Below are 24,327 nucleotides of genomic sequence, written 5' to 3'. Positions count from 1 at the left end.
TCCTAGATGCCACTTATTATTACGACCAAGCAAGTACTTGGTCATCACGAGAAACTAAAGGAGTCTGAAATGACACAGCGCCAGGGACAAGATCCACGACTTGATACAAGCAGAACAATTCGTGCACCTCACGGAGATAAACTGCGCGCAAAATCTTGGCTAACCGAAGCCCCTCTTCGTATGCTGATGAACAACCTCGATCCTGATGTTGCAGAACATCCACATTCGCTGGTTGTATATGGCGGCATTGGCCGTGCGGCACGAAACTGGGAATGTTACGACAAGATTGTTGAAGTACTTGAAAGACTCGAAGATGACCAAACGCTTTTAGTTCAATCAGGCAAGCCTGTTGGTGTTTTCCCTACCCATAAAAACGCCCCACGCGTGCTTATCGCAAACTCAAACCTCGTTCCTCATTGGGCAAACTGGGAACACTTCAACGAGCTCGATAAACAAGGCTTGATGATGTACGGCCAAATGACCGCTGGCAGCTGGATATACATTGGCTCACAAGGCATCGTCCAAGGCACATACGAAACATTCGTATCTGTTGCGAAAAAGCACTTTGACGGCGAAGCAAAAGGCCGATGGATTCTAACTGGCGGTCTTGGTGGTATGGGTGGTGCTCAGCCTCTAGCTGGTACGATGGCGGGCTTCTCCATGATTGCGGTTGAGTGTGATGAATCGCGTATCGATTACCGCCTACGTACAGGCTATGTCGATAAGAAAGCGACATCTTTAGATGAAGCGCTTGCTATAATCAAAGAATCAGACACACCAGTATCGGTTGGCCTACTAGGTAATGCAGCAGACGTATTCTCTGAGCTGGTAGAACGTAATATCACGCCTGATGTAGTAACAGACCAAACATCTGCACACGACCCGCTCAATGGCTACTTACCACAAGGCTGGAGCATGTCTCACGCTGCAGAAATGCGTTTGCAAGATGAAGCAATGGTCGTTAAAGCAGCCAAAAAATCCATGGCAGTGCAAGTTCAAGCCATGTTAGAGCTACAAAATCGCGGCGCCGCAACACTCGACTACGGTAACAACATCCGCCAGATGGCCTTGGAAGAAGGAGTAGAAAACGCATTTGATTTCCCTGGCTTTGTTCCTGCCTACATTCGCCCTCTATTCTGCGAAGGTATCGGTCCTTTCCGTTGGGCTGCTCTCTCTGGCGATCCTGAGGACATTTATAAAACCGACCAAAAAGTAAAAGAGCTAATTCCAGATAATCCGCACTTACATAACTGGCTAGATATGGCTCGCGAGCGCATCCAGTTCCAAGGTTTACCTGCGCGTATTTGCTGGGTTGGTCTTAAAGATCGTGAGCGTCTTGGTCAAGCATTCAATGAAATGGTGAAAAATGGCGAACTTAAGGCGCCTGTTGTCATTGGTCGTGACCACTTAGACTCTGGCTCCGTAGCAAGCCCGAACCGAGAAACAGAAGGCATGATGGACGGTTCTGACGCCGTATCAGACTGGCCACTATTAAACGCACTACTCAATACGGCGGGCGGCGCAACTTGGGTTTCACTGCACCACGGTGGTGGCGTAGGTATGGGCTTCTCGCAACACTCAGGTATGGTTATCTGCTGTGACGGCAGTGAAGATGCCTCAAAACGTATTGCCCGCGTGCTGCATAACGACCCAGCAACAGGCGTGATGCGTCATGCTGATGCGGGATACGATATTGCTAAACAATGTGCAGCAGATCAAGGGCTAGATTTGCCAATGCTCAACGAAGAACTGAAGAAGCTCAAGTAAGGATGAAAGAGATGTTAAATTTAACGCTAAAGCCAGGTCATATTAGCTTAAACGAACTACGCCAAGTGAGCCGTTCACCAGTCAACCTTACTTTGGATCCTGAAGCCATTCCGGCCATTGAAGAAAGCACGCAAGTCGTGGATCGTGTCATCGCGGAAGATAGAACGGTTTACGGAATTAACACTGGTTTTGGACTATTGGCTAATACACGAATAGCACCAGAAGATTTGGAAACACTGCAACGCAGTATCGTTCTTTCTCATGCGGCAGGTATCGGTGAGTTTATGTCAGATGAAACGGTTCGTCTGATGATGGTATTAAAAATCAATAGTCTGTCTCGTGGTTTTTCTGGTATTCGCCTAAAAGTCATTAATATGCTGACCGACCTAGTTAACGCACAAGTTTACCCTTGCGTACCTAAAAAGGGCTCTGTTGGCGCATCAGGTGACTTAGCTCCTCTGGCCCATATGAGCACAGTATTACTAGGTGAAGGACAAGCTCGTCACAACGGTAATATCATTTCTGGGCAAGAAGCGTTAAAAATCGCAGGTCTAGAACCCATAACTCTGGCGCCGAAAGAAGGTTTAGCGCTGCTAAATGGTACCCAGGCATCAACAGCGTTCGCATTAGAAGGTCTGTTTATCGCGGAAGATCTTTTCGCTTCGGCTACAGTATGTGGGGCAATGTCTGTCGAAGCCGCTCTCGGCAGCCGACGTCCATTCGATCCGCGCATTCATCGTGTACGTGGTCATCGCAGCCAAATGGACGCTGCACTGGCCTACCGTCATCTATTGGATACATCAAGTGACATTGGTGATTCGCATACTAACTGTGAAAAAGTACAAGACCCGTATTCGTTGCGCTGTCAGCCTCAAGTAATGGGGGCGTGTTTGCAGCAAATCCGCAACGCCGCCGAAGTATTGCAAGTAGAAGCGAACTCCGTATCAGATAACCCGTTGGTGTTTGCTGAAGATGACGACATCATCTCTGGCGGTAACTTCCACGCTGAGCCTGTTGCAATGGCAGCTGACAACCTAGCACTGGCGATTGCTGAGATCGGCAGCCTGTCTGAACGTCGTATGGCATTGCTTATCGATAGCGCATTATCAAAATTACCACCGTTCTTAGTTGATAATGGCGGTGTGAACTCTGGTTTCATGATTGCCCAAGTCACCTCTGCTGCGCTAGCAAGCGAAAACAAAACGCTCGCTCACCCAGCATCAGTAGATAGCTTGCCAACATCAGCAAACCAAGAAGATCACGTGTCAATGGCAACCTTCGCGGCTCGCAGATTAAAAGAAATGGGGGAAAACACTCGCGGCATTCTGGCGGTCGAATACCTCTCAGCAGCACAAGGCCTAGACTTTAGAGCACCAAACAAGTCTTCTGAGCGTATCGAGATTGCCAAACAAATGTTGCGTGAAAAAGTATCGTTCTACGATAAAGATCGCTACTTTGCGCCGGACATTGAACAGGCGAATACTCTGCTTAAGCTGGCTATCCACAACACGCTCATGCCAGAGAGTCTGTTACCAAGTATTCAGTAATCCAGCATTACCAGCACTTAATCTAAAAACCGGATGATAATTTGAAGGCTCCACGTTTCGCGTGGAGCTTTTTTATCTCCTCATTAAACGTATTCCCAGCGATCTTTATGAACACTTGCATATTGTTATTGCTATACTTTTAAAAATAGCCGACGTAATAAAGTCGCTGTTTATTGCTTTCACAAATAAAAGCGTTGCTAAAGTATGCGTTTTTAACGATTTATCCGCCGAAATAGTGTCTTATTGTTAGGATACGGTGAAGTTTTCACTGGATGGACCATTGCTACGCAGATATTCGCATATAATCCCACACAGTTTTGGTTACTACGTAAAAATTATGTTTCTAACACCTTATTTTTCAAACACTAATCACCAGTTTCAGTTCACTCGCGAACAAGCAAGCCACTTTGCAAAACGTGTCGCAGGTGACTACAACCCAATCCACGATGAAGACAACAAACGCTTTTGTGTCCCTGGGGACTTACTTTTCGCAGTGCTTCTTAGTAAAGAAGGCGTCAGCCAAAAGATGCGTTTTAACTTCTCTGGCATGGTAAACGATGGTGTAGCACTTCATATTGAAAATAAGTGTGAAAAAGAAAGCGCCGTTGTTGACGAGGCCGGTAAAGAATACTTACACATGTCCCGTGAAGGTGAGACTAACCACGATCCCGCATTTATTGAGCATGTCGTAACAAATTACGTGCAATTCTCTGGCATGAACTTCCCTCACATCATGGTTCCTCTTATGGAAGAGAAGCAAATGATGATCAACTGCCAACGTCCATTGGTTATTTATGAAAGCATGGAAGTTGAATTTTCACGCTTAGACCTTACGCATCCAGAAGTGGATTTCACTGGCGCAACATTCGACGTGGAAGGTAAACGTGGGGTAGTCACCTTAAACTTTGCGTTCAAAGAAGACGGTGAAGTCGTTGGCAAAGGCATCAAACGCATGGTTGCAAGCGGCTTGAAGCCATATGACCAAGAAGCGGTTGACGATCTTGTACGCCGTTTCAATGAACGTAAGGATGCATTCCTAGCAAAGTTCGTTAAGGCAGCCTAATCGACTGCCCTATCAGAAGCGCTCAAAAAACGTGTTTACTAAAAGAAAGCCCAACGTCGGTCGTTGGGCTTTCTTTTTATGTCTCATCCAAATAAAACTAAACGCAATGCTTAGATCCAGCGGCGGACGTGGTTTTTGTAATCCACATACTCTTCACCAAACAATCGCTCTAGAATACGTTCCTCTGGCTTGATTTGAAATCGATTCATATAACTGACAAATACAACGCTACAAAGCACCACACTCAAGTGCTGCCACCACAAACCAATTGCAATGATTAGAAGCAGTAGCGCCATATACATAGGATTGCGCGAAAAAGAAAATACGCCAGTTCTCACCACGGAAGAGGCCGTGTCAGGCTTTACAGGGTTAACCGTCGTTTTTACTTTATGGAATTCATACACACCAGCAATGCCCATATAACTAGAGAGCAAAGTTAACCCGCCAACCACAACCTCGACAAAGGGCACGCTAATATTCAGGCTCGGCACCAGAACTGTCAGTCCATACATGAGTAGTATGACCAACAAAAACACCGCAACAGGTGGGACTTTGAGTTCAAGTTTTCTCAAGATTCATATCCTTTGAAATTGTTGTATGTGACTTCTAAAAAAGCCCAGTAAAACTGGGCTTAATTTGATGTGATTATATCAAAGTTAACAGCGCCTGAACGGGATGTTTGGGCTTTGTTCCTTCAAAGCGTTTCACTTGGCTGCGGCAAGAGTAGCCAGTAATCAAACATCTCTCGTTATCTAACTTATCTAAGCTTGGCTTCCAGCTTAAATTGTAAATGTCTTTCGACATCGACAACTTATCGACCTCGTGACCAAACGTACCCGCCATACCACAACAACCAACAGGAACCGTATTTAAAACTGCACCAAAGTGAGCAAAAATAGCGCCCCACTCTTTTTCCGCATTCGGCATTTTGGTTTTTTCAGTACAGTGCGCAAACAGATACCAAGGTTCCTGCGCCTTATGCTCTCCGCTTTCAAACGCTTCTAGTCTTGGGTAAAGCCATTCGTGGGCCGTTAGTACATCGAAATCACCTCGCTTACTGCCAAGTACTTCAGCGTATTCATCTCGATAACACAGCACCAACGCAGGATCGACACCAACTAAAGGAATATCCAGATCCGCTACCATAGCCAAGAACTTCGCTGTATCGGCGGCTGTATCCTTAAACTGACGTAGAAAGCCTTTAATGTGTTGTGCTTTACCATTCGGCTTAAATGGCAGAAGCACCGGATGCATGCCCAGCTTTTTCAATAATTTAACGAAGTCTTCTACGACATCGGCGTCGTAGTAGCTAGTGAATGGGTCTTGAACAATTAAAACATGCTTGCTCTTTTCAGACGAAGACAAACCGCTGAGCGCTTGCAGATCATAAGGCGTTGTCAGCGACTCTACTCGTTGTTTCAATGTAGGTACTGATAACAACGGCGCATCGACATACCCAACTGTTGAAGCCGTTAAGCTCTTGACCCACGACTGCTTCAAAACACCGTTTACGACACCTGGCGCTTTCGCCATCATCGGCAGCATAGTCTCTATGTTCGCAACCAGATAATCTTTTGCTGGACGTTGGTAACGAGAGTGATAAATGTTTAAAAAGCGTGAGCGGAAGCTCGGAACGTCGACTTTAATCGGACACTGGCTCGCACACGCTTTACACGCTAAACAACCATTCATCGCTTCATACACTTCGTGGGAGAAATCGTATTCGTGACGACGATTGATAGAATGACGTACACGGTCAATCATGGTTTTGATTGATGTTTTGTTTTCTAGTGTTTGCTTTTCTAAGTCAAGGATATCAATGCCTTGTTCAGTGAGCTGACGCAACCACTCGCGAACCAAACCCGCACGACCTTTCGGTGAATGACGACGATCGGCTGTTACTTTCATCGATGGACACATTGGCGAGCTGGTATCGTAGTTAAAACACAAACCGTTACCGTTACACTCCATCGCTTGCTTAAAGCTGTCACGTACTTGAACGTCAATCTGACGGTCATAGTAACCACGTTTGGTATCGGTAACTTTTACTAACTCTGCATCGCTATCAAGCGGCGTACAGATTTTGCCCGGGTTCATTTTGTTGTGTGGATCGAATGCCGCTTTCACACGTCTCAGTTCAGTAAACAACTCGTCGCCGAAAAACTCAGGGCCATATTCTGAGCGGAAACCTTTGCCGTGTTCACCCCACATCAAACCGCCGTATTTCGCCACCAGCTTAACCACTTCATCAGAAACTTCGTGCATCAGCACTTCTTGGTGTGGGTCACACAAATCCAACGCAGGACGCACATGCAGTACCCCTGCATCCACATGACCAAACATGCCGTAATTCAGAGACTTGCTGTCTAACAGTTCTCGAAACTCTACAATGAAGTCCGCCAGGTTTTCTGGTGGCACACAGGTATCTTCAGCGAATGCGACCGGTTTAGCACGACCTTTTGCTGCGCCTAACAAACCCACCGCTTTTTTACGCATGTTGTAAATACGCCCAATGCTCGCTACGTCGTTACAAACTTGGTAACCGATGATGCCCGCTTCTTCTGTTTCCAGCATGGTATCGAGCTTGGCGGTCAGCGCTGCAACCTGCGCTGCAACTTCGTCTTCGTCCTGACCTGCATATTCCACCATATTGATGCCAAGCATCTCTTTATTTGGAACATCGGTAAGCAAATCACTCACGGTGTGCCAGACGATATCTTGCTTCGCGAGATTAAGCACTTTCGAGTCAACGGTTTCTACAGATAGCGCTTTCGCTTCGACCATCAACGGTGCATTACGGAGCGCAGAGTCAAAGCTGTTGTATTTAACGTTAACCAAAGTACGTGCTTTCGGAATTGGCGTCAGATTTAGCTTCGCTTCGGTAATAAATGCCAATGAACCTTCCGCACCACACAACACTCGTGTGATATCGAAACGATCATCGTCTTCATCTAGCGCGTTCTTTAAGTCATAGCCCGTTAGGAAGCGGTTGAGAGGAGGAAATTTATCCACGATCTGCTGGCGTTTTTCACGACATACGGATTCCGTCACTCGTAGCGCCTTGGCAGCAAACTCGCCTTCTTTGGGGTAACCATTGGACAGATCTGATTCTAAAACTGAGCCATCAGCAAACACCGCTTGTAGCGACAATACATGATCGGATGTTTTTCCGTATTTCAGAGAACCTTGACCAGAAGCATCGGTGTTGACCATACCGCCAATCGTGGCACGGTTACTGGTAGATAAGTCTGGAGAGAAGAAGTAACCGTAAGGGCGAACCGCATCATTTAACTGATCTTTCACTACCCCGGTTTGTACACGAACCCAGCCTTCTTTCTCATTAATCTCAAGCACTTTGTTCATGTGGCGAGACATATCCACCACAATACCTTTGGTTAGCGACTGACCATTGGTCCCTGTGCCGCCACCACGAGGTGAAAAGGTAATTCGTTCGTACTTTTCTTTATTGCTCAGTTTCCCGAGGAGAGAAACATCTTCTGTCGTTTTGGGATGAACGACAGACTGAGGAAGTTGCTGGTAAACACTGTTGTCAGTGGCAACCGCTAGTCGGCTTGAATATTGGCTTTCGATGTCGCCAGTGAATCCGGCTTGTTCAAGCTCTTTCAGAAAACGAAGAACAAGAGGATCGACATCAGTTTGCGAGTGTAATCTTGGTAACATTTGCTTCCTGCCCCTACGACGCTGATCCCATCAGCTGCGGGTTATCTAATTATTTGCTCATTTCTCATACAGCGCAGCTGTCAGCACAACAAGACGCCGCAAAAAAGTGAGAGGAGTAATATTCTTTGAATTTCGTCACTTTACAACATTTAAAAAGACGAGCAAATCAGAATCTCGATACAATAATTAAACTTATGCTTTATTTTTTCACGCTTGATGCCTTACATTGGGGAACGAATCGCGTTTCTAGATGAGTTTTCAGAATGAAAAAAAATAAAATTGTGACCACTGAAGATATCCTTCTCAAACTTTGCCAGTCTGTTTCTGGCGTCCTTACTTCGGCGACATCTTCTCAAGTAAATTACTCTGCAATGGTGCAAAAAATCCACAAGACTAGCCTCAAGCCAGATTTTGGCTGTTTTGTTCTGTTTGATGGCGGGTTTACCGGGCTAGTCGTAATTAATTTTACGGCAAAAGCCGCATTAGAGATCTACACCAACTACATGCGTAATATGGGTATGCCAGAAGAAGAACTGGCAATATCTCATACTTCTGACGAGGTGGGAGATGTTCTGGGTGAACTAATGAACCAACTAGTTGGAGATTTCACCAATAAAATTCGTAAAGAGCTGCAAACGAACATCACACAAAACCAGCCAAAAATGATGGCGCTGAATAAGCAAGTCATCTTACAAGTGGATACCAACCTTGACCGCCCTCAAGCTCGCCGAGTGACGTTCTCCACCGAAAATAACAACATTTTCTACCTAGAGTTGGCAATGGACAAAACTGAGTTCATCCAACTAGAAGAGTTTGAAATCGCAGAAGACGAAAATCCAGACGATATTTTAGAAGCAACACGTAAAAATATGGCTGAGAAAGAATCTAAATCGTCGAGTTCGAACGATGACGCCGATGATTTACTCAACCAGCTCGGGTTGTAATTCCAACTAATCTTAATGAAGAATGGCTTCTTAGACACAAGTACGACTTCATACTGATTATGACGAACTAAAACGCCTAGCCTCGCCTTCCGCGGGGCTTCTTTTTATGTCCATAAACCACCTTCACTCCCACCTTGTATTTCGTTTTTATGTCAAAAAAGGTAATATGTCTGACTTCATAAATTTTCTGCTTTCGTTACTGGTTGTCGATGGATAAACAAAAAGCTCTGAAAAAAATCGCCAAGTGCTTAGAACTGGGCAATTCCGCTAATGTTAATGAGGCTGCCAATGCTATCAAAATGGCACATCGCCTCATGCTCAAATATGGTCTGGATAAAGACGATATTGAGTTTATCAGAATGGGGAAAACACAATCTTCCCACCTACTACCAGCGAATATCAGTTCTACCATATTGCGAGTGATTCGCGGCATTAACACTAAATTCGGTGTTGAAGCGGTGTTGTTGAATCACAAAGGGCTCAAACGTGTCGAGTTTATCGGTGAAGCAGATCGCGCGATTTTTGCTGCATTTGCTTTCGATATTATTTATCGCGAGATGAACGAAAGTACCGGACAATTCCGAAACAGCTTCGCAGGTACGGGCACCTCTTCTCAAGAGGTGACTCGCCGCGTGAACTCATTTGTATCTGGTTGGGTAGAGGGCGCGATAGAGAAACTTCCAGTCATTTCCCCAGACGAAGAGTCGGCCAACAAAATCAATGATTATATTGATAAAGAATTCCAAAACATTGACCGCGAAACCTTCAAGAAGCAACTGAAAGAAGCGATGAAAAACCTAACCGAAGACTACGAAGTGGGCTTGAAAAAAGGTAGAAGAGTCTCCGTTAACCGTGGTGTTGGCGGCGAGCAAGCGCGTAAAATGTTGGGCAATCCATCGAAATAACCAGAGCAGCAATTGATTGACGTAGGTTCCAATATTCCAATGTTATTGGGACCTATTTTTTGAAGTTGTGATAGTAACGATAAGAATTTTCTTACAGAAACTCTTATCAATCTTACTTTCTCATAACAAATATCAATGCTTACTTATTCATAATTCGCATCCCATTATGAGGCATGGTTTCGCCTCAGTTTTATACGGAGATTTTCCCTTGAAAAAGATGCCTATTGCACTAGCTCTAGTGCTAGCTCTTACTGGCTGTCAAGCCACTCAACGCCAAAATGCAACAACGGGTGAATACGAAACTAACTCAACCACGCAAGGCGCGCTTATTGGTGCTATCGCTGGTGCAGCAATCGGTCTAGCAACGGGCGATGACGCTAAAGAACGCCGTCAGCATGCACTCATTGGTGCGGCCGCAGGCGGAGCGACAGGCGCTGGCGTTGGTTACTACTTTGACCAACAAGAAGCAGAATTGCGTCGCGCTTTGCTAAACTCTGGTGTGCAGGTTCAGCGTGTTGGTGAGAACCAGCTTTTACTGCGTATGGAAAATGGTATCGGCTTCTCTTCAAGCTCTTACCAGCTTGATGCTAGCATTCATAATACGCTACGCGGTGTTGCTCGCATCTTGGTTGAATACCCAGATACCAGCCTTGTTATCGACGGTTACACTGATAGCACGGGCAGTGAGTCATACAACCAAACGTTGTCTGAGCGTCGTGCAGAGTCCGTACGTCAATTCCTAGTATCTCAAAACGTTGCACCTGGTCGTGCAATTGCACGTGGCTACGGCGAACGTAACCCAATTTGCTCAAACCAAACTTCTGAAGGTCGTGCGTGCAACCGTCGTGTTGAAATCCAGATCTTGCCACTGAAGTAATTTGGTTGCACCATAGCGGTAATAATAAAAAATTACCGGAGCAGGCCTAACCATAATCGTTAGGCCTGACATATCAATGTCTGTCAAAACGTCTGCCCTACTCTGCTTATTTAGCCTCAGCTTTTCTGGTTACCTGCTTGCCTCTCAGGCTCCAAATGACCCCATAGAACAATATGAGTATGCACAGCAATTATTGGCATCAAACAAAGCTGAAGCCTCACCAGAAACGCGTTACTGGCTAGAGCAATCCGCCAACCAAGGTTACCTCCCTGCGCAAAAACAGCTCGCGAACGACTTTGCTAAAGGGATAAATGGCGAAAAAAATGAAACACAAGCGTTATATTGGCTAACCTCTATCGCACTCAATGATCCAACCGATCGGGGCTTTCTTCTCGCTAACTTTATTCAGCGCAATCAAGATAAGGTCACAACTTCTCAATTGACTGAAGCCTTGTATCAAATGGCTTCTCAGCATAATCCAGCAGCAGAACAGGCTTATAATCAACTGTTAGAGCAGCGCTTCAATCAACTGCGAGCTAAACAAGTCTCACAAATAAAGTCGCTCGATAAAAAGGCGGAGCAAACACAAGAAGAGAAAAGCACAACAATTGCAAAACCCAACGTAGAATACTCGCAGTTTCTATGGCTGATTTGGCTAGCGGCGATACTCATCATCAGCGGCTTAAGTTTTCTCGTAATCAAGAAACTTAAGCAGAATAGAAAAGCGCTTGAAGCCAAAGAGGAAAGCCAAAATCAACGAATGGCGGCAAAAGTTAAAGAGCTAGAGTTTACGAACAAGCAACTGAAACGTCAGCTAGAGAAAGTATTCAAAGAATTTAAGAAATCCAAAACCCAGGCAGAGAACCATAAGCTAAGCGTCGCATGCGCCATGTTTGGCTACACACCACAACACATCCCTGATTTACAAGCAATCAAGCTACGCTATAGACAGCTATCAAAGCTTTATCATCCGGACACAAGAGGCAGTGAAGAAGAAATGAAGCGACTCAATCATGCCTTTAAGCTTGTCTCACAAAATGTTACAAAACAGTAAAAATCGGTCAAGATACTTTGGCTAGCATGCTTTTAGACCTATATAATCAAGCGCCGCAATCGATCTCCCTCTCAAACAAATTAACAGACATTTAACTTAAGTCTCGCTTTTATGCCATAATGCTCAGCGCAAAATAACACCTAACGACTCAAATTAATCTAGGTGGGGAGAAAATCAATGTTCACTGAAGAAGGCACCTGTGATTGGTGTAAAAAACCTAGTCTTGTAACTCGTCACGATTATTTAGATGGCAAGCACCATTACTCATGTAAAGCTTGTTACGACATGGCAAAAATCGACGTGCGCCTATTTAACCAAGGCGAATTGCAAATGCGCGAACGATTGCAACGAGCAAGCTAAGCAAGACGGAATCAACGGAACTGATTTTCAAGGGCGCCTTTTAAGGCGCTTTTTTGATCGGCCAAGCCCTATTTCCAATCTCTATCTCGCATTCCCTCCTATCCTACATAGCATGTCGCATCGGTTATCAGCCCCTCTCCTACTGGATACAAACCACTGTCCGTGAAAAAACACCTGTATATACAGTAGTGACCCCCTGTATGTATCTCGTCCAACTTTCTACTCACCTCACATTTTTAAATTGATGTTAGACATATCAAAAATGAAAAACAACCAAATAAATTCAACCACTTAGGATAAAATTATTTTATTTCCTTCTCAAAAAACCGCAAATAACTTTTGAGAAACGGGTTGATCAGGTCGTTAAAACAAACTACTGTATACACATACAGCATGTATAAAGGAACAGTAAGATGCAGTTACAAAGTCAATCTCATACATACTCTCGTTACAACGTATTGGCACAAGCAACTCAGCCCATGGCCGTTTCGGATCAGCTTCTATCTAAGCTGGCTGTTTTATCGCAGCAGAAACAATGGATTTTGTTTACAGCAGACTGCCCTCGCCCAGACTTTGAACAACTCACTGCTTCTAATATTTGCTGTAAAAACGTGATTCAAATGAAGCCCTCTCAACAGCTTTCAGAAGTCGAGATCGTGATAAAAGCCATCCGATCAGGTAATGCCAGTGCTGTTGTCGCATCAAATAAAATTGCACTTATGAATCAATCTATGTTGCGCGACATGGCGCAGCGCTATCAGTGTGAAGTCTTTTTCGTCGAAGGCAGAGTTAATAAGTACCACTAATAAGTTCGACGTTATCCATCCTGCATCTCGCCTCCTTTTTAAGGGGGCTTTTTTTGTGCTTTAACAAATTAAGGAAAACGTTTGAATAGTGAACACACCTTAACAGAGCTATGTTTTGTATAAATCAAACATAAAAAGGCTCTAAAAAGAGCCTTTGACGATGATGTATGCACTATTGGAAAGTTATTGCTGTAACAGGCGCATATTTGTATTTAGAATCATCAATATTGTAATGTACTGTGATACTACTTTTCGTGTGCTTTACTGACAACAAAGTAGACAAAAATGTATCAAATGCGATATCACTTTTATTTATGCGAAAGTAGCTAGCATTGCTTGGCATGTTTTCCAATGTGAATAATATGCCACCTGCATGACTATTTTTCCAATTGCCTCCATATAGATTTATTTTACTTACCTTACCAGTGTGGGACTCTGCGTAGACATTGAATGAGATTAATCCGATAAAAAATAGTGTGAGTAGTGTTTTCATTTATTTAATCCTTAAATACCCCAGCTTTTTACTCAAAGTGAAGAAAGAGGGTGCATGCTTTAGCACACCTGAATAATAATGCGGAGTTTGCTTATTTGAACTCTCTTGGTAATCTGGAAGTTAAGACCCAAAATACGTCGACCAACTTTTAATTTGGAATCTCTTATTTAGTCAAGAGACTCTCTGATCATGACATAATGTGGCTTTTCAGAAGCGGTGTAACGTTTGATATCACTGCACTTTTTAAGATTGTAATATTGCATCATTAAAGGCTTTCGTGTTGTCACTGCAGTCAGGGCCATTGATGCCCAAGATTTACACGTTTCAGGAGCAACCCCATTTCTAGATGTATTAACATTACATAATCCAACAGATGACGCCCATGAAGTACTCACGATTAGAGCACCATCGCTCTGTATCCATACATCATTGACAAGGCCTTCACAATGAATTGACTCTGCCGTCATGGCGGAAGCAGAGAAAAGACACAATAAGAATAAGAACTTTGTTTTCATGTTGTTCCTTTAATTTAAAAATAGCTTTCCTGAATAGCTAAGAAGTCCAGTTCACATGTCCCCTTCAAAGAGAAAGCTCGCACTTTTTTTCCAGCCATATAAGCTGAAAGTGCTAGAGAAGTAATTTGCTCCAAACCTTTATCTGAGTGTTTTGAGTGCGTAATTATTGCCACTCCGTCACAATCACTATTAAAAATTTTCGCTTGATCGTCAAAATAGACTTTTGTCGCTTTAAAAGTTGCTTGGTCGTACACTTTTATGCCTTTAAGACGCCCGTGTGCGATATCTTTCGCGTCTGCTAACACAAAGTTTGAGCACAAACAAAGAGGGATGATTAGGTAATTTAAAATTTTCATACTAGGCTCTACGCTAAAGTGGGAATGCAAAAATCCCTTCGATGGAACAATGCCACCAACCTTTGTGATTGGTTTCTTGGTAACGGATATTCCCTTTAAAGTTTTTGGTAGTCATCATCGTAAGTAAAAGTGAATAAAGCTCCTTGTAGTTAGGGTTAGATTTACTGAGTCTTCCTCCCTTTTCATGACTACAACCAGGCATAGCGCCTTGCTGGAACTCAATGTAAAGTCCGTCCCTTGCGTCATGGTAAAAAGCAACAGGGTATAACTTTTCAATTTGTGGGCCTGTTTTTATCTCAGCGTAAGCGTGGAATGAGAAAAGCGTAATCATCAATAGCAAATATTTTTTCATCAGTATTTCCCATTATCCCGCAGGATCAACTTGGTTAATCACACAAAACGAAGAACCACTTTGGATACCAGAGGTATAAACGGTCACGCTACGTTTACCTGCAAGCCATAAAGCAAGAGTGGTTGATGTCATTGCACTAAATTCTTGTTTAACTAACATCCAACCATACGGAGAACCCTCGCAGTTATCTGGTAGGCCAGTATCAAGCATAATCAATAAGCCTTGCGTCGTTGTTGTTAGATTTTTGATATTCCCTGACAAATAGGTCGACGCGCCAAAAGACACTGGAGACCAAAGCAGTACCCCAATAACAAAAAAACTTATAATTCTACGCATATTTGCGATTCCTTTTCCGTAAGTCATTTAAACGTTCAGTCAGCCAATAAACCTAATACAACAGCTTTAGGTACCGTACTCCCCCAAGGGCTGGGGCTGCACTGAGTCGCCCATACTCGGATTCTTTTTCCAGAAGCAACCGCTGTTAAGGCCTGTGAATACATTTGCTCGAAACTAGGTGTATCAGGAGACAACTTAACCACCTTTCCATTACTGCAATTAAGTGGATTTTGAATGGTGGTTTTAGGTATTAAATATACCGAGCCTTTTTCCGCCCTGATCTCTTGTAGTTTAAACTCCCCTATTCCTGCCGAGTACGCGATAGAGCTATAGATAAAAAAAGAAAATAGTAATATTTTTTTCATTGTAAATTTCGTTTTTTGGTTGAGAAAGCCCACCCAAAGAGTTCAACTCTTTAGAGTATAATTAAACGCATTTGAGACTTGTAATAAAAGCTATCTATATAAGGACGCTTTTACTTTTTACGTCGCAATAAAAATTTATGGTTTTTATTTATCTGAAACTACATACGATATTTTGCATGAACCTTTATCTGAGACGCGCAGCCAAATTGGGTGTTCCGTTGTATGTGAGGTTAATATTAAACTATAAATTGAATCATAGTTTTTATGTCCTAGCTCTAGTTTTAAATAGTCGTAGGTTCCGGCGTCACAATCTAATTTTTTCTCATCACCAGACGTTCCAACAGAAATACCCGACTCAGTAATCACTAAACGAGTAATTTTTACATTTGTACAGTGGACACCACTACAATCAGCGAAGCTTTGCCCAGACAGTAGCAATAACGAAGTTAATAGCCATTTTTTCATATTAAAAATCACAGGTATGCTTGCTCACCCTTGTTACAAGCTTCTTTGTATAGGGTGAGCAATGGATTTTAGTTTCACTCTCTTACTGAGGAAACGATAAGGCACTACTTACTGCCCTTCAATTAATGAAGAGCAATAAGCATCGTTTGTATCAGGCTAGCAAATCCTGCTCGCCGTACACGAGCCACTTCGGCAAATATGCGGTTTCTGGAATCGTCCAGCCATACTTATCGTATGCTAATGCAGCAAGACCAGTCAGTTTCAGAGAAACATTTCCTTTTGGCGAATAACGAACATCTTCATTCATATAGAACTGGTAATGCGCCTCTAACGCATCCCTCAGTGCTTCTTGATAATGTGACTCATCGCCATCGATAATGGCAACAAACACGTTCACAAAAGGAATAAACAAAGAGTGTACATATGGCACTCTGGTTGATTCTAAATGTTGCGGGGAGGATTTCTCCATCACCGTTTGCAATAACTCAGGTAATGCTGATGAATTGCTAAATACACCGTTAACGAACTCGACCAGCGCAACATCGAAAGGATCTTTTAAACGCACTAACGACTCATCCATGATGGTCATCAGCTCTACGCATCGCCAATCTCTCGCGGCCATCGCTAAACAGATTTCATCCAACCATGCATCCATTGTTCCTTCTGCAATAGAACGGTTACCCACTTCCGAAAAGTGTCGGTGGCCAACGGAGAATTCAACCACTTGGTCTGAATGATTGGCCAGCAAGTACACATTATTCAGTAGCTCGAGCGCCCTTTTTATATAAGCTGGTGAGGCCTGATGTTGTCCGTATTTTGAAGCAGTAAAGAATGCCTCAAGCGAATCCCAAGCATCGCCTTTCATTCTTTTGAGAGGGTGCTTATAAAAAGATTGATTTTCATCAAGCATTCTTTCCCAGAAGCTGTAAAAATTTTCATCTTCTTCATGAAAAATACGCAATTTTCTTTCTTCAGGTATATCTAAATAATGATTTTTTATTGGTTCCATAAAGTCAACTCTCCCACTTCGTATTCTTTAACCACGTAATTATCTCTGATCGTCGATGAACCACCAACATACTTTTGCTGAACGACTTTCATACGGATATTATCTTTATTGTCTTTCATAAGCCTTACGGTTTCCTGCAACGCCGAGACGTCCTCTCCACGTTCTTTGGCGATTGCGATCTTTTTGACCATATTCTCGTGAATAGACTGAATATAATCTCCTGATGCTTGCTCGACTCGCTTACCGTTGTGCAATCGACTGCCTAGCGTGGAGCTTCCTCCTTTTGCGTCGAAGATACTGATAATCGGCGAGCCGTCTGGAGCCTCACTCAACCATAGTTGGTCAAATTCACCCGATTTTTGTTTACCAGGTAAGGAGGTCGCCAATTTTCTAGGATTTTTGAGAGTCGATAGAGCTTCTACCGTTGTTGCGATCTCACCAATGGCTTCACTTATCATTCCTTTTCTAGCTTGAATAATATCAGGAGAAAGATCTTTAGAAACTGAAATCTCGTCTCTCAATTTAGTTAGCTCTTGAATATTGAGATCCTTATATTCTACACCGCCAATTTTTACAGACTGAGTCACCGCAGCTAAACGAGTTTTCCCGTCGCCTAACACTACGTTTAAGTCTTTTGGTATACCGCGAGAGTTATCGGGTTTACCCTTTGGTGTAGCCTTAACATCAATTTTTTTAGTCGTTGGCTTTCTAAATCGCTTAGATACAGTGTCGAACTCGTAATTCTTCTCTATAAAGTATGCAAGATCCTCATCTTTATATTTCCCATTTGGAACGTGTTGACTGTACTGTGCTTTCAGTGCGTCTATGTCATCAGGACCATATTCATCAAGATCTATAACCTCATTTCTTGCTCTTCGGTGTTGTAGCAAAGTTTCTTGATAGTTATCAGATTGCATCATCTGCGCCATGCTTTGGTTCTCTGGCCCCCCAGCAGTCGCAAGTTGGTTATGACGACGTAGCATCATAAGCTCTAGACGATCCATGAATTCGCCCAACCCCATGCTGTTTAATTTAGCAGCAATCTTTCTCATCATTCGAGAACCAGGCACGAGCTGTCCTATTGACGCATCAATCGCAAAGCCTTTAAGCAGCGCTTCCAGCGCGGCATCACCTGCCTCTTGACCTTTCTCATCATAAGCAACTCCGACTTCGTAAAAGTCATAAGCAATGGTAGCTGCATCAATGATCTTTAGAAGAATAGGGATAAGAAGCAAGAACAGTGCGTTATTTTCAGCCGCGTTTTCACCAGCGCTAGCCGCAATATCAACATCACCACCGGCGGCAAATGCAGCCAGCCCAGCGCCTAGTTTTGCTAAGTCGACCCCAGCAGCTTTAAGTACATTCAGCTCAGCTTCAATTTGGCCGCCGTATTCTGCTCCAAATTGACGATCTAATTCAACTAAGTCAGCCGCACTTAAATCTGGGTTTGCTGCCATTGCTGACTCTTTTAACTTATTAAGTTTATCGTCAAAAAATTCCTCAACCTTCGCTGCATTTTCTTCAACTTTTTGTCGAGACAAATCACCAATGACTTCACCGACAACCGCGCCCCCTGCACCAGATGAACAAGAAAGACTATTCACAGAGCCACCCTGAGCCTCAGCTAAAGCTGCCCCATAAACACAACCAGCACCTGCATGCGCTATGTATCTTATTGCATCACTCCAGTTATGATCCTCAGCTAATCCTTTAATCTCTTTTGCCATGCTTTCGCCAAGGCTATTAGCAGCGGCAACAAGCATGTTTTGCTTCAATGAATCACCAAAGTCGCCAAAGTCTCCGCCGTTAATCAAAGTAGAAACGCTTGAGCGGATGACAGAACGCATTAATGCATCTTGAGCTTGCTCGATTAAGTTTATCGAGGTTTGATTGGCATTCATGGCAGAGGCGACGTCAGCACTATTAAAGAAGCTTGAGTTTTGGAAGGCTTCACTATTTAAGATGCCGGCAGTTGCCATAGAAATAGCCAAAGATCGTAGCCCTTCTGATGACACAATTTTCTCGATCGCGCCGTCTAAGCCATCACCATTGGCAAGGCTTGTCGCTGCCGAGGTAGCGAGCGTTGCCGCTCCAGCTTGCATTGCCGCAGCACTAATACCGCCAAAAGAAGAAATTGAGCCACCAGCTCCGATCCAACCGGCACCAGCAGGCCCCATTGCCACAGACACTGCAATAGCAATGATAGCCATTGCCGCAGGTGATAGATTAGAGGTCTTTTCATGGATGTGGAGTTCTTCTAATCTTTGATACACCAATTCGATATTTTCACTGTATTGAGGGTCATTGTATAAGTCGACCATCCAGCTTAAATCTTCAGCTGCACCAAGCTCTGACAGTACATCGTTCAGCGTTTGACCGTCTTTTTGGCCTAATTCTAGAGTAACTCCTTGTGTCGCATGTATCTTAACGCCACCAGTGATACTGTTATAAACTGCTGTTTCTACTTGATCTTGTTTGGTTTCAGTTTTTATTTTCCAAAAGCCTTTCTTTACCTTGTTAAAGAAATAATGGTCTTGTTCTTTAGCAAGTAATAGGTGGACTTTACCCAACATGGCATTAACGCTTGTTCCGTCTACAGAGTCAATTTTGGTCGCCTTCAGAGTAATATCACCCATAGAAGAAGAGATCATGACATTTCGCCCAGCACTTAGCGCGGAGCGAATAGCAATTGATTGAAATTCACTTTCCTGAATAGTGGTTTTGCCAAATCTTCCGTATCTAGAGGATTGAAACTTGTTATCAGCATTTGCAATATGAACCCCTTGCTGAGCAAGAATAGAAAGTACTCCTTTGTCAGCAAACACCTCAGATGCATTAATAACAACTTGTCCTGACGCCATTAACGAAATGCTATCTTCGGCCGTCAATTTAGAACCGAAATGTTCAACAATTGACTCATCTTCTTTAAAACCGTTAACTTGCTCATTTCGGACATAAGTCGTCTGTTGGCTAGTAATGAAAATATTACTACCAGCATTAAAGATGATATTCTTACCCGTTACTTGGCCACCAGCTATATCGATATCAGAAGCCGATGAAATAGATATCGTGCCATTTTTTGCATTTACTGAAGAAATTTTACCAAGACGACTCCCTTGCTCATATTTTGTAGCAAATCGATGTACCATCGTCTTTTGAACATACTGCCCCGTAATAATATTAGCGTTGCCAGTGTCCGCGTTTACCGTACCCGCATTAAACAATGTGCCACCAACATTTAGGTTTAGATCTTCGTCAGCAATAATCTTTGCATGCTCGCTAACTGAAAGATTACCCGTTGCATTTAGGAATGCATTGCGTCGTGTGAGCAGTGTACCCGAGTTAACAGTGATATTACGGAAGTTGGCGTAATCTCCTGAGACTTCTACTGTGTGACCCGCAATTTTTGCACTATCGATGGTTGCATCGGTTAAATGCAACACAGGAACCAGTACTTGTTCGCCATTAATATTGCGCAATTCTGGCCAAACGAAATCATGCTTAAATGCGTTAACTTGCTGACGGGTTACTTTTTCACCATATTTTACGCTGTACTTGGCCGCAAAACTTTTCGCATTTTGGTAAAGGTAATTAATCTGTTCCTTTTCTGTTCTCGGATCAATGTTCTTTGAGCCTGACTGATAGATGGACATTTTAGGTAAAATTAAACGATCAATTTCGCGTTGCATTTGCATGCGAATTAAGCGTGCCTGTACAAACTTATCACCGATTCTTTTATCAACCGGATAATGTGGGAATATAACGGTTATATCACCTACCGCAATCGGGATCATCAGTGGCTCAGGCAAGCCCGATTTATTATCGTTTAGCAGCGTTTTGTGAAACGATACTAAGTCTTGAGCCGTCTCTACTTGGTTGCTAGCGATATAATACGCTTTTTCAAACTGACGTTCTCGGTTATAAACGCGAGAAAACTGAGGAGACGCATTTACATTAGTGGTAATAGTCGCATCATTGATCACCTCTGCCGCACTCGCGACTCCAGGTAAAACAATTTGACCAACCATAACGAAGCTTAATAAGTACGAGGTGCACTTTTGCCACAATGGAGGTGGTAGATCTGCCATTTTTTCAATATTTTTATTCATTTTAAAACCAATTTATTCCGCAAGATAATGACTTAGCTGCCCTTGAGTTACGACAATCGAATCGTTAACTTTTTTATATTCCAACGAATTTCTCGAATAACGATCTCTTCCACCCAACTTCAACTTAGGATATATTCTTTTAAAATTAATCGTCACATTATTACCATTTACTTTATGGGACTCATAGACAATAGTTCGAGCAAATTTACCTTCATATTCAGCTAATATCGACTGCTTTCTTCCTTCTGGTATTATTGTTTTTAATAAGTTATCTATTGCTATAACTTGTTGAGCTCCACTCAACACTACTTTTTTATTCTTTATCTCATCACCTAGAGAACCATGAGGAATAAATCTTTCTAATACACTCAGGTCTAGCTGCACTTTTTGATAAGTGACTCCTTCATCATCTGGAATCATACCGCTTTGGCGCGTGTACATGCTGGCAAGAACTTTGTAAACTAGCTCTATTCGATTCGAATTTTTTACAATATTTACGGTTTCATCCCCGGATGTATCAATTGCCACCCAAAGATAGTTTGTACGGAAAGAGTAAGAGCCTTCAGGAGTATTTAATCCTACCTTCAACCTTTCCCTTTCATATTCTTCAGCCTCTTTTACTGTTTTGAACATCCCAGTAAAACTTAGATATCTTTCTGCAGCAGCTTCTAACTGGTTAAGAGTATAAGATGTACCACCAAATTCTTTCTCACTCTGTGTTTCATCATAGATCTCTTTCCAGTTGACACTGAACTTATATGGACGAGTTAATTTCCAATCCGTAAGATCTTTATAATCGTCAGACCACGGCAGACCTTCAGGCCAATTACTTGGCTTTGATGAGTAAGCGGTATATAACAATACCTCTCCTTTTACAACATCTGAAACAACCTCTATATTTGATAGTCGATATTCGTAATTAAATGTGCTGTAAATTGATGATGCATTTGTAAGAAAATTTCTGTAATCAAAATGTTTAAATAAAACTGGTTCATTTTCATCTATAAAGTTTTTGACTATATTTGAAATAATAAATTGCTGATCAGTGTCTAAGGAGTTTATATTATCGATAATCAAATCAGATTCTGTAGCAACTTCACCATTTACACCAAATACATTTCCCTCAAAAGAGAGCAATGTTTCAGCCTCTGTTCTTGTTGTGACGTACTCTCTGTTACAACCTCGGTAGTTCAAACATGATGTAAGACCTTCAAAGTCCGTATTTTCTGTATCAGTACCTACCTCTAAGCCAATGCTTTTAGTCGTACTATTAAAAAAACGTACGTCTTTAAAGGCTTGAAAGTAAGATACTTCGTTAAACAGCTTACTGCTTTCCACTTTTTTCGGATCGCTTGTTCCACCACGACTAAACTGGAAGTCACCAAATGAAAACACACGCCCCGGCGGTGAGTAAGTTAAGATTTTTGTTTCAGTACCAGACTTATAGTGACCTATCTCGTTTTTCTTGCTGTCATCTTGACTGTATTCAACAACACGGTAAGGATAAGATTCAAAACTGATTTCGTATCGCTCGTTACTAAAGATTGGTGAGTTAACTAAGAATTCGCCACCACCGTTCAGCCCCATAATGGCAGATGAGTTCAAAACGTATCCACTAGCTTTTAATTTCAAGCTTCGTTCCGCCTCAATCGCGACTTGATTGGCTTTGATGCCATTGACTCGAATACCCGCATCCCAGTTGACGCTATTACTTTTCTTAAGACGATATGGATTAATGTTTTCAATTCTTTTCGCTTGTATGGTTAAATTATCCGCAAGAATAGAAGCTGACACCGTACTGGCGCTATTTGCATTAGCTATCCTTGTTTTTGTATTTTTATCTTCCTTAATTTTTTCTTGTAGCTCATGCCAAATACCAAACTGTTTTTTGACCTCATAACCTTCGCCGCCAATGGTTAATACATCGTCAAGGTACACGACTTTATCAACGAGAGAGCCATTAATTACCGAGCCAGACTTTGAATAAAGTGTCACGTTTTTACCCAACACTTTGCCGCCAAAGCTGTTGTAAATGGACTTTTCCGTCTCTACATCAATGTTTGCCGATTCCACCACGCCATTATTGATGAACTGGTTTGCGGAAACTTTTACCTCATCCGCAGCAACATAACCCTGTTGAAGCACGTCATTAAGAGCAATCAAAGTCATATCACCACCAATCACTTTTGCTTGCTTATTACCCTGCTTTAGTATGTGTATATTGCTCAAGCTTTTTAACGAAAGGTGATTATCTGACGACAATTTAGCAGTGGCTTTTACATGAATATTCTGATATTCCTTACTCTTATATTTGCCCAAACTCTGAACAAAAACACCTTCAGTCGGCGCATAAAGTTTACCGTTATGTTGACTGGTACTTAGTGCATCAGACATGGTGCTCATGTCTGCATCTATCACAATATTGTTCGGGCTAGCAATCGCAATAGTCGCTGCTCGGAATTTACCTTTAATCGTCGACCAAGCAGAGCTCAATGTTGCGGACTTCACGGCTAAATCTTCGTAGCTGACTTTAAGGCGGCCAGTAAACATGTTGATACCACCTGCGCCTACTACTTTACTCCCCCTATCGACAATTATCATGCCTGACTCAGGATGATTTTCCGCACGTAAGTTAGTATCAATTGTGCCAGAGGTATCAATGGTATCTGCAATCAATTCCAAGGATTGAAGGCCCGGTGACACCAAGCCCTTCACCGTGACTTTTCCATCTCTGACCGTGGTTAAATCACCAATGCCATTCACAGTTTTTGCGCTCGATGAGTAACTTGGCGCCGCGGCTGCCATTGTCACGCGACCAACATTATCAAAACTACACTGTTCACAAGTTAATTTGCCACTTGCGCTTCGTGTAATAAATAGAATGTCTACCGGAGAGCCAAGAATAGAGAACTGCTCTTTTAAGGAGATATTGTTGGACTCAATAACAATTAAATCCGCTTTGCCCGTACCGCGCACTCCACCGGATGTATCATCGGTATTAACAACAGTAAGAGGCTTGCCACTTAACTCAAACTTACTGAACACATTGTAGGAAATGCCATTTTTTGCTTTTGCTGGTACTAAAATATCAAAGTTGCTCGAAGATTGTTGGATCACCTGAGTGTCAGTTCTACTTGAAAAACCAAAACTCGACGCAGTCGCATGGCCTGTAAATAAGCTCGCTGAAATAAGCGAGAGAAACGCAATTTTTACGGATTTGCGAACCGACTTCGTTTCCATATAAAGCCTTTTTTTTCGTCACAAAGATTAATTATTGTGACCATTATCAACTAAACCAAAACACCAAAGGGCTGAGTCATTTA

Annotated in this window: 21 protein-coding genes; 9 read left to right on the top strand and 12 right to left on the bottom strand. The window is 42.8% G+C overall.

Annotated elements, in window-relative coordinates; genetic code table 11:
- Nucleotides 1–69: 69 nt before the first annotated feature.
- From hutU to NDJ01_RS12140, 3 genes are all read left to right on the top strand, one after another.
- Nucleotides 70–1,767, top strand: a complete 1,698-nt coding sequence (gene hutU / locus NDJ01_RS12150; RefSeq protein ID WP_104971554.1) for a urocanate hydratase — start codon at nt 70–72, stop codon at nt 1,765–1,767.
- A gap of 11 nt (nt 1,768–1,778) precedes the next feature.
- On the top strand, nt 1,779–3,314 hold the full coding sequence (gene hutH / locus NDJ01_RS12145) for a histidine ammonia-lyase (protein WP_046874830.1): 1,536 nt from the start codon (nt 1,779–1,781) through the stop codon (nt 3,312–3,314).
- A gap of 337 nt (nt 3,315–3,651) precedes the next feature.
- Nucleotides 3,652–4,377 carry a DUF3581 domain-containing protein gene (locus tag NDJ01_RS12140; protein ID WP_005395883.1) on the top strand — a complete coding sequence of 242 codons (726 nt, stop codon included), beginning with the start codon at nt 3,652–3,654 and terminating at the stop codon, nt 4,375–4,377.
- Between the two features lie 110 nt (nt 4,378–4,487).
- Here NDJ01_RS12140 and NDJ01_RS12135 read toward each other — a convergent pair whose 3' ends face one another.
- Both NDJ01_RS12135 and NDJ01_RS12130 read right to left on the bottom strand, forming a co-directional pair.
- Nucleotides 4,488–4,949 carry an isoprenylcysteine carboxylmethyltransferase family protein gene (locus tag NDJ01_RS12135; RefSeq protein ID WP_258586750.1) on the bottom strand — a complete coding sequence of 154 codons (462 nt, stop codon included), beginning with the start codon at nt 4,947–4,949 and terminating at the stop codon, nt 4,488–4,490.
- A gap of 73 nt (nt 4,950–5,022) precedes the next feature.
- Nucleotides 5,023–8,058, bottom strand: a complete 3,036-nt coding sequence (locus tag NDJ01_RS12130; RefSeq protein WP_258586749.1) for an FAD-binding and (Fe-S)-binding domain-containing protein — start codon at nt 8,056–8,058, stop codon at nt 5,023–5,025.
- Nucleotides 8,059–8,321: 263 nt separating this feature from the next.
- On the opposite strand from NDJ01_RS12130, the gene NDJ01_RS12125 reads away from it, so the two are divergent.
- The 6 genes from NDJ01_RS12125 to NDJ01_RS12100 all read left to right on the top strand — a co-directional run bounded on the left by NDJ01_RS12125 (nt 8,322) and on the right by NDJ01_RS12100 (nt 13,004).
- Nucleotides 8,322–9,002 (top strand): DUF3334 family protein, encoded by a 681-nt coding sequence (locus NDJ01_RS12125; protein ID WP_006742601.1) that lies wholly within the window; start codon nt 8,322–8,324, stop codon nt 9,000–9,002.
- A 209-nt stretch (nt 9,003–9,211) separates the two neighbouring features.
- A complete protein-coding gene (locus NDJ01_RS12120; RefSeq protein WP_005395879.1) occupies nt 9,212–9,907 on the top strand; it encodes a DUF2786 domain-containing protein in 696 nt (231 codons plus the stop codon).
- A 217-nt stretch (nt 9,908–10,124) separates the two neighbouring features.
- Complete coding sequence (locus NDJ01_RS12115) at nt 10,125–10,784, top strand: OmpA family protein (RefSeq protein ID WP_005377956.1); 660 nt, start codon at nt 10,125–10,127, stop codon at nt 10,782–10,784.
- A gap of 76 nt (nt 10,785–10,860) precedes the next feature.
- A complete protein-coding gene (locus tag NDJ01_RS12110; protein ID WP_258586748.1) occupies nt 10,861–11,838 on the top strand; it encodes a J domain-containing protein in 978 nt (325 codons plus the stop codon).
- 177 nt (nt 11,839–12,015) lie between these two features.
- Complete coding sequence (locus NDJ01_RS12105) at nt 12,016–12,198, top strand: hypothetical protein (RefSeq protein WP_005377960.1); 183 nt, start codon at nt 12,016–12,018, stop codon at nt 12,196–12,198.
- 413 nt (nt 12,199–12,611) lie between these two features.
- Nucleotides 12,612–13,004 (top strand): SulA-like leucine-rich domain-containing protein, encoded by a 393-nt coding sequence (locus NDJ01_RS12100; RefSeq protein WP_012841914.1) that lies wholly within the window; start codon nt 12,612–12,614, stop codon nt 13,002–13,004.
- A gap of 172 nt (nt 13,005–13,176) precedes the next feature.
- Here NDJ01_RS12100 and NDJ01_RS12095 read toward each other — a convergent pair whose 3' ends face one another.
- The 10 genes from NDJ01_RS12095 to NDJ01_RS12050 form a co-directional block, all read right to left on the bottom strand.
- The gene (locus tag NDJ01_RS12095; RefSeq protein ID WP_258586747.1) at nt 13,177–13,497 is read right to left on the bottom strand and encodes a hypothetical protein; all 321 of its coding nucleotides are present in this window, start codon (nt 13,495–13,497) and stop codon (nt 13,177–13,179) included.
- A 167-nt stretch (nt 13,498–13,664) separates the two neighbouring features.
- Nucleotides 13,665–14,012, bottom strand: coding sequence for a hypothetical protein (locus tag NDJ01_RS12090; RefSeq protein ID WP_053350430.1), 348 nt, complete (start codon nt 14,010–14,012; stop codon nt 13,665–13,667).
- Nucleotides 14,013–14,026: 14 nt separating this feature from the next.
- Nucleotides 14,027–14,368, bottom strand: coding sequence for a hypothetical protein (locus NDJ01_RS12085; protein WP_031854115.1), 342 nt, complete (start codon nt 14,366–14,368; stop codon nt 14,027–14,029).
- 13 nt (nt 14,369–14,381) lie between these two features.
- On the bottom strand, nt 14,382–14,720 hold the full coding sequence (locus NDJ01_RS12080) for a hypothetical protein (RefSeq protein WP_053350431.1): 339 nt from the start codon (nt 14,718–14,720) through the stop codon (nt 14,382–14,384).
- A gap of 12 nt (nt 14,721–14,732) precedes the next feature.
- Entirely contained in the window at nt 14,733–15,056 is a 324-nt protein-coding gene (locus tag NDJ01_RS12075) for a hypothetical protein (RefSeq protein ID WP_031854116.1), read from the bottom strand.
- 35 nt (nt 15,057–15,091) lie between these two features.
- Nucleotides 15,092–15,421, bottom strand: coding sequence for a hypothetical protein (locus NDJ01_RS12070; RefSeq protein ID WP_238966568.1), 330 nt, complete (start codon nt 15,419–15,421; stop codon nt 15,092–15,094).
- Nucleotides 15,422–15,565: 144 nt separating this feature from the next.
- Nucleotides 15,566–15,886, bottom strand: coding sequence for a hypothetical protein (locus NDJ01_RS12065; protein ID WP_053350433.1), 321 nt, complete (start codon nt 15,884–15,886; stop codon nt 15,566–15,568).
- A gap of 151 nt (nt 15,887–16,037) precedes the next feature.
- Nucleotides 16,038–16,895 carry an immunity 49 family protein gene (locus NDJ01_RS12060; protein WP_238966569.1) on the bottom strand — a complete coding sequence of 286 codons (858 nt, stop codon included), beginning with the start codon at nt 16,893–16,895 and terminating at the stop codon, nt 16,038–16,040.
- Nucleotides 16,883–21,004, bottom strand: a complete 4,122-nt coding sequence (locus NDJ01_RS12055; protein ID WP_238966570.1) for a DUF637 domain-containing protein — start codon at nt 21,002–21,004, stop codon at nt 16,883–16,885. Before NDJ01_RS12055 ends, NDJ01_RS12060 begins: the two co-directional genes overlap by 13 nt.
- A gap of 12 nt (nt 21,005–21,016) precedes the next feature.
- On the bottom strand, nt 21,017–24,244 hold the full coding sequence (locus NDJ01_RS12050) for an FhaB protein (protein ID WP_238966571.1): 3,228 nt from the start codon (nt 24,242–24,244) through the stop codon (nt 21,017–21,019).
- Between the last annotated feature and the right edge of the window lie 83 nt (nt 24,245–24,327).

This window comes from Vibrio sp. HS-50-1, from assembly GCF_024747315.1.
In the GTDB taxonomy this organism is placed as follows: Bacteria; Pseudomonadota; Gammaproteobacteria; order Enterobacterales; family Vibrionaceae; genus Vibrio; species Vibrio diabolicus.
This window is presented reverse-complemented; position numbering and strand designations above follow the sequence as displayed.

Excerpts from the sequence above, each read along its gene's own strand:
- hutU (WP_104971554.1), top strand. The coding sequence starts at position 70 with ATGACACAGCGCCAGGGACAAGATCCACGACTTGATACAAGCAGAACA.
- hutH (WP_046874830.1), top strand. The coding sequence starts at position 1,779 with ATGTTAAATTTAACGCTAAAGCCAGGTCATATTAGCTTAAACGAACTA.
- NDJ01_RS12140 (WP_005395883.1), top strand. The coding sequence starts at position 3,652 with ATGTTTCTAACACCTTATTTTTCAAACACTAATCACCAGTTTCAGTTC.
- NDJ01_RS12130 (WP_258586749.1), bottom strand. The coding sequence starts at position 8,058 with ATGTTACCAAGATTACACTCGCAAACTGATGTCGATCCTCTTGTTCTT.
- NDJ01_RS12125 (WP_006742601.1), top strand. The coding sequence starts at position 8,322 with ATGAAAAAAAATAAAATTGTGACCACTGAAGATATCCTTCTCAAACTT.
- NDJ01_RS12120 (WP_005395879.1), top strand. The coding sequence starts at position 9,212 with ATGGATAAACAAAAAGCTCTGAAAAAAATCGCCAAGTGCTTAGAACTG.
- NDJ01_RS12115 (WP_005377956.1), top strand. The coding sequence starts at position 10,125 with ATGCCTATTGCACTAGCTCTAGTGCTAGCTCTTACTGGCTGTCAAGCC.
- NDJ01_RS12110 (WP_258586748.1), top strand. The coding sequence starts at position 10,861 with ATGTCTGTCAAAACGTCTGCCCTACTCTGCTTATTTAGCCTCAGCTTT.
- NDJ01_RS12105 (WP_005377960.1), top strand. The coding sequence starts at position 12,016 with ATGTTCACTGAAGAAGGCACCTGTGATTGGTGTAAAAAACCTAGTCTT.
- NDJ01_RS12100 (WP_012841914.1), top strand. The coding sequence starts at position 12,612 with ATGCAGTTACAAAGTCAATCTCATACATACTCTCGTTACAACGTATTG.
- NDJ01_RS12095 (WP_258586747.1), bottom strand. The coding sequence starts at position 13,497 with ATGAAAACACTACTCACACTATTTTTTATCGGATTAATCTCATTCAAT.
- NDJ01_RS12090 (WP_053350430.1), bottom strand. The coding sequence starts at position 14,012 with ATGAAAACAAAGTTCTTATTCTTATTGTGTCTTTTCTCTGCTTCCGCC.
- NDJ01_RS12085 (WP_031854115.1), bottom strand. The coding sequence starts at position 14,368 with ATGAAAATTTTAAATTACCTAATCATCCCTCTTTGTTTGTGCTCAAAC.
- NDJ01_RS12080 (WP_053350431.1), bottom strand. The coding sequence starts at position 14,720 with ATGAAAAAATATTTGCTATTGATGATTACGCTTTTCTCATTCCACGCT.
- NDJ01_RS12075 (WP_031854116.1), bottom strand. The coding sequence starts at position 15,056 with ATGCGTAGAATTATAAGTTTTTTTGTTATTGGGGTACTGCTTTGGTCT.
- NDJ01_RS12070 (WP_238966568.1), bottom strand. The coding sequence starts at position 15,421 with ATGAAAAAAATATTACTATTTTCTTTTTTTATCTATAGCTCTATCGCG.
- NDJ01_RS12065 (WP_053350433.1), bottom strand. The coding sequence starts at position 15,886 with ATGAAAAAATGGCTATTAACTTCGTTATTGCTACTGTCTGGGCAAAGC.
- NDJ01_RS12060 (WP_238966569.1), bottom strand. The coding sequence starts at position 16,895 with ATGGAACCAATAAAAAATCATTATTTAGATATACCTGAAGAAAGAAAA.
- NDJ01_RS12055 (WP_238966570.1), bottom strand. The coding sequence starts at position 21,004 with ATGAATAAAAATATTGAAAAAATGGCAGATCTACCACCTCCATTGTGG.
- NDJ01_RS12050 (WP_238966571.1), bottom strand. The coding sequence starts at position 24,244 with ATGGAAACGAAGTCGGTTCGCAAATCCGTAAAAATTGCGTTTCTCTCG.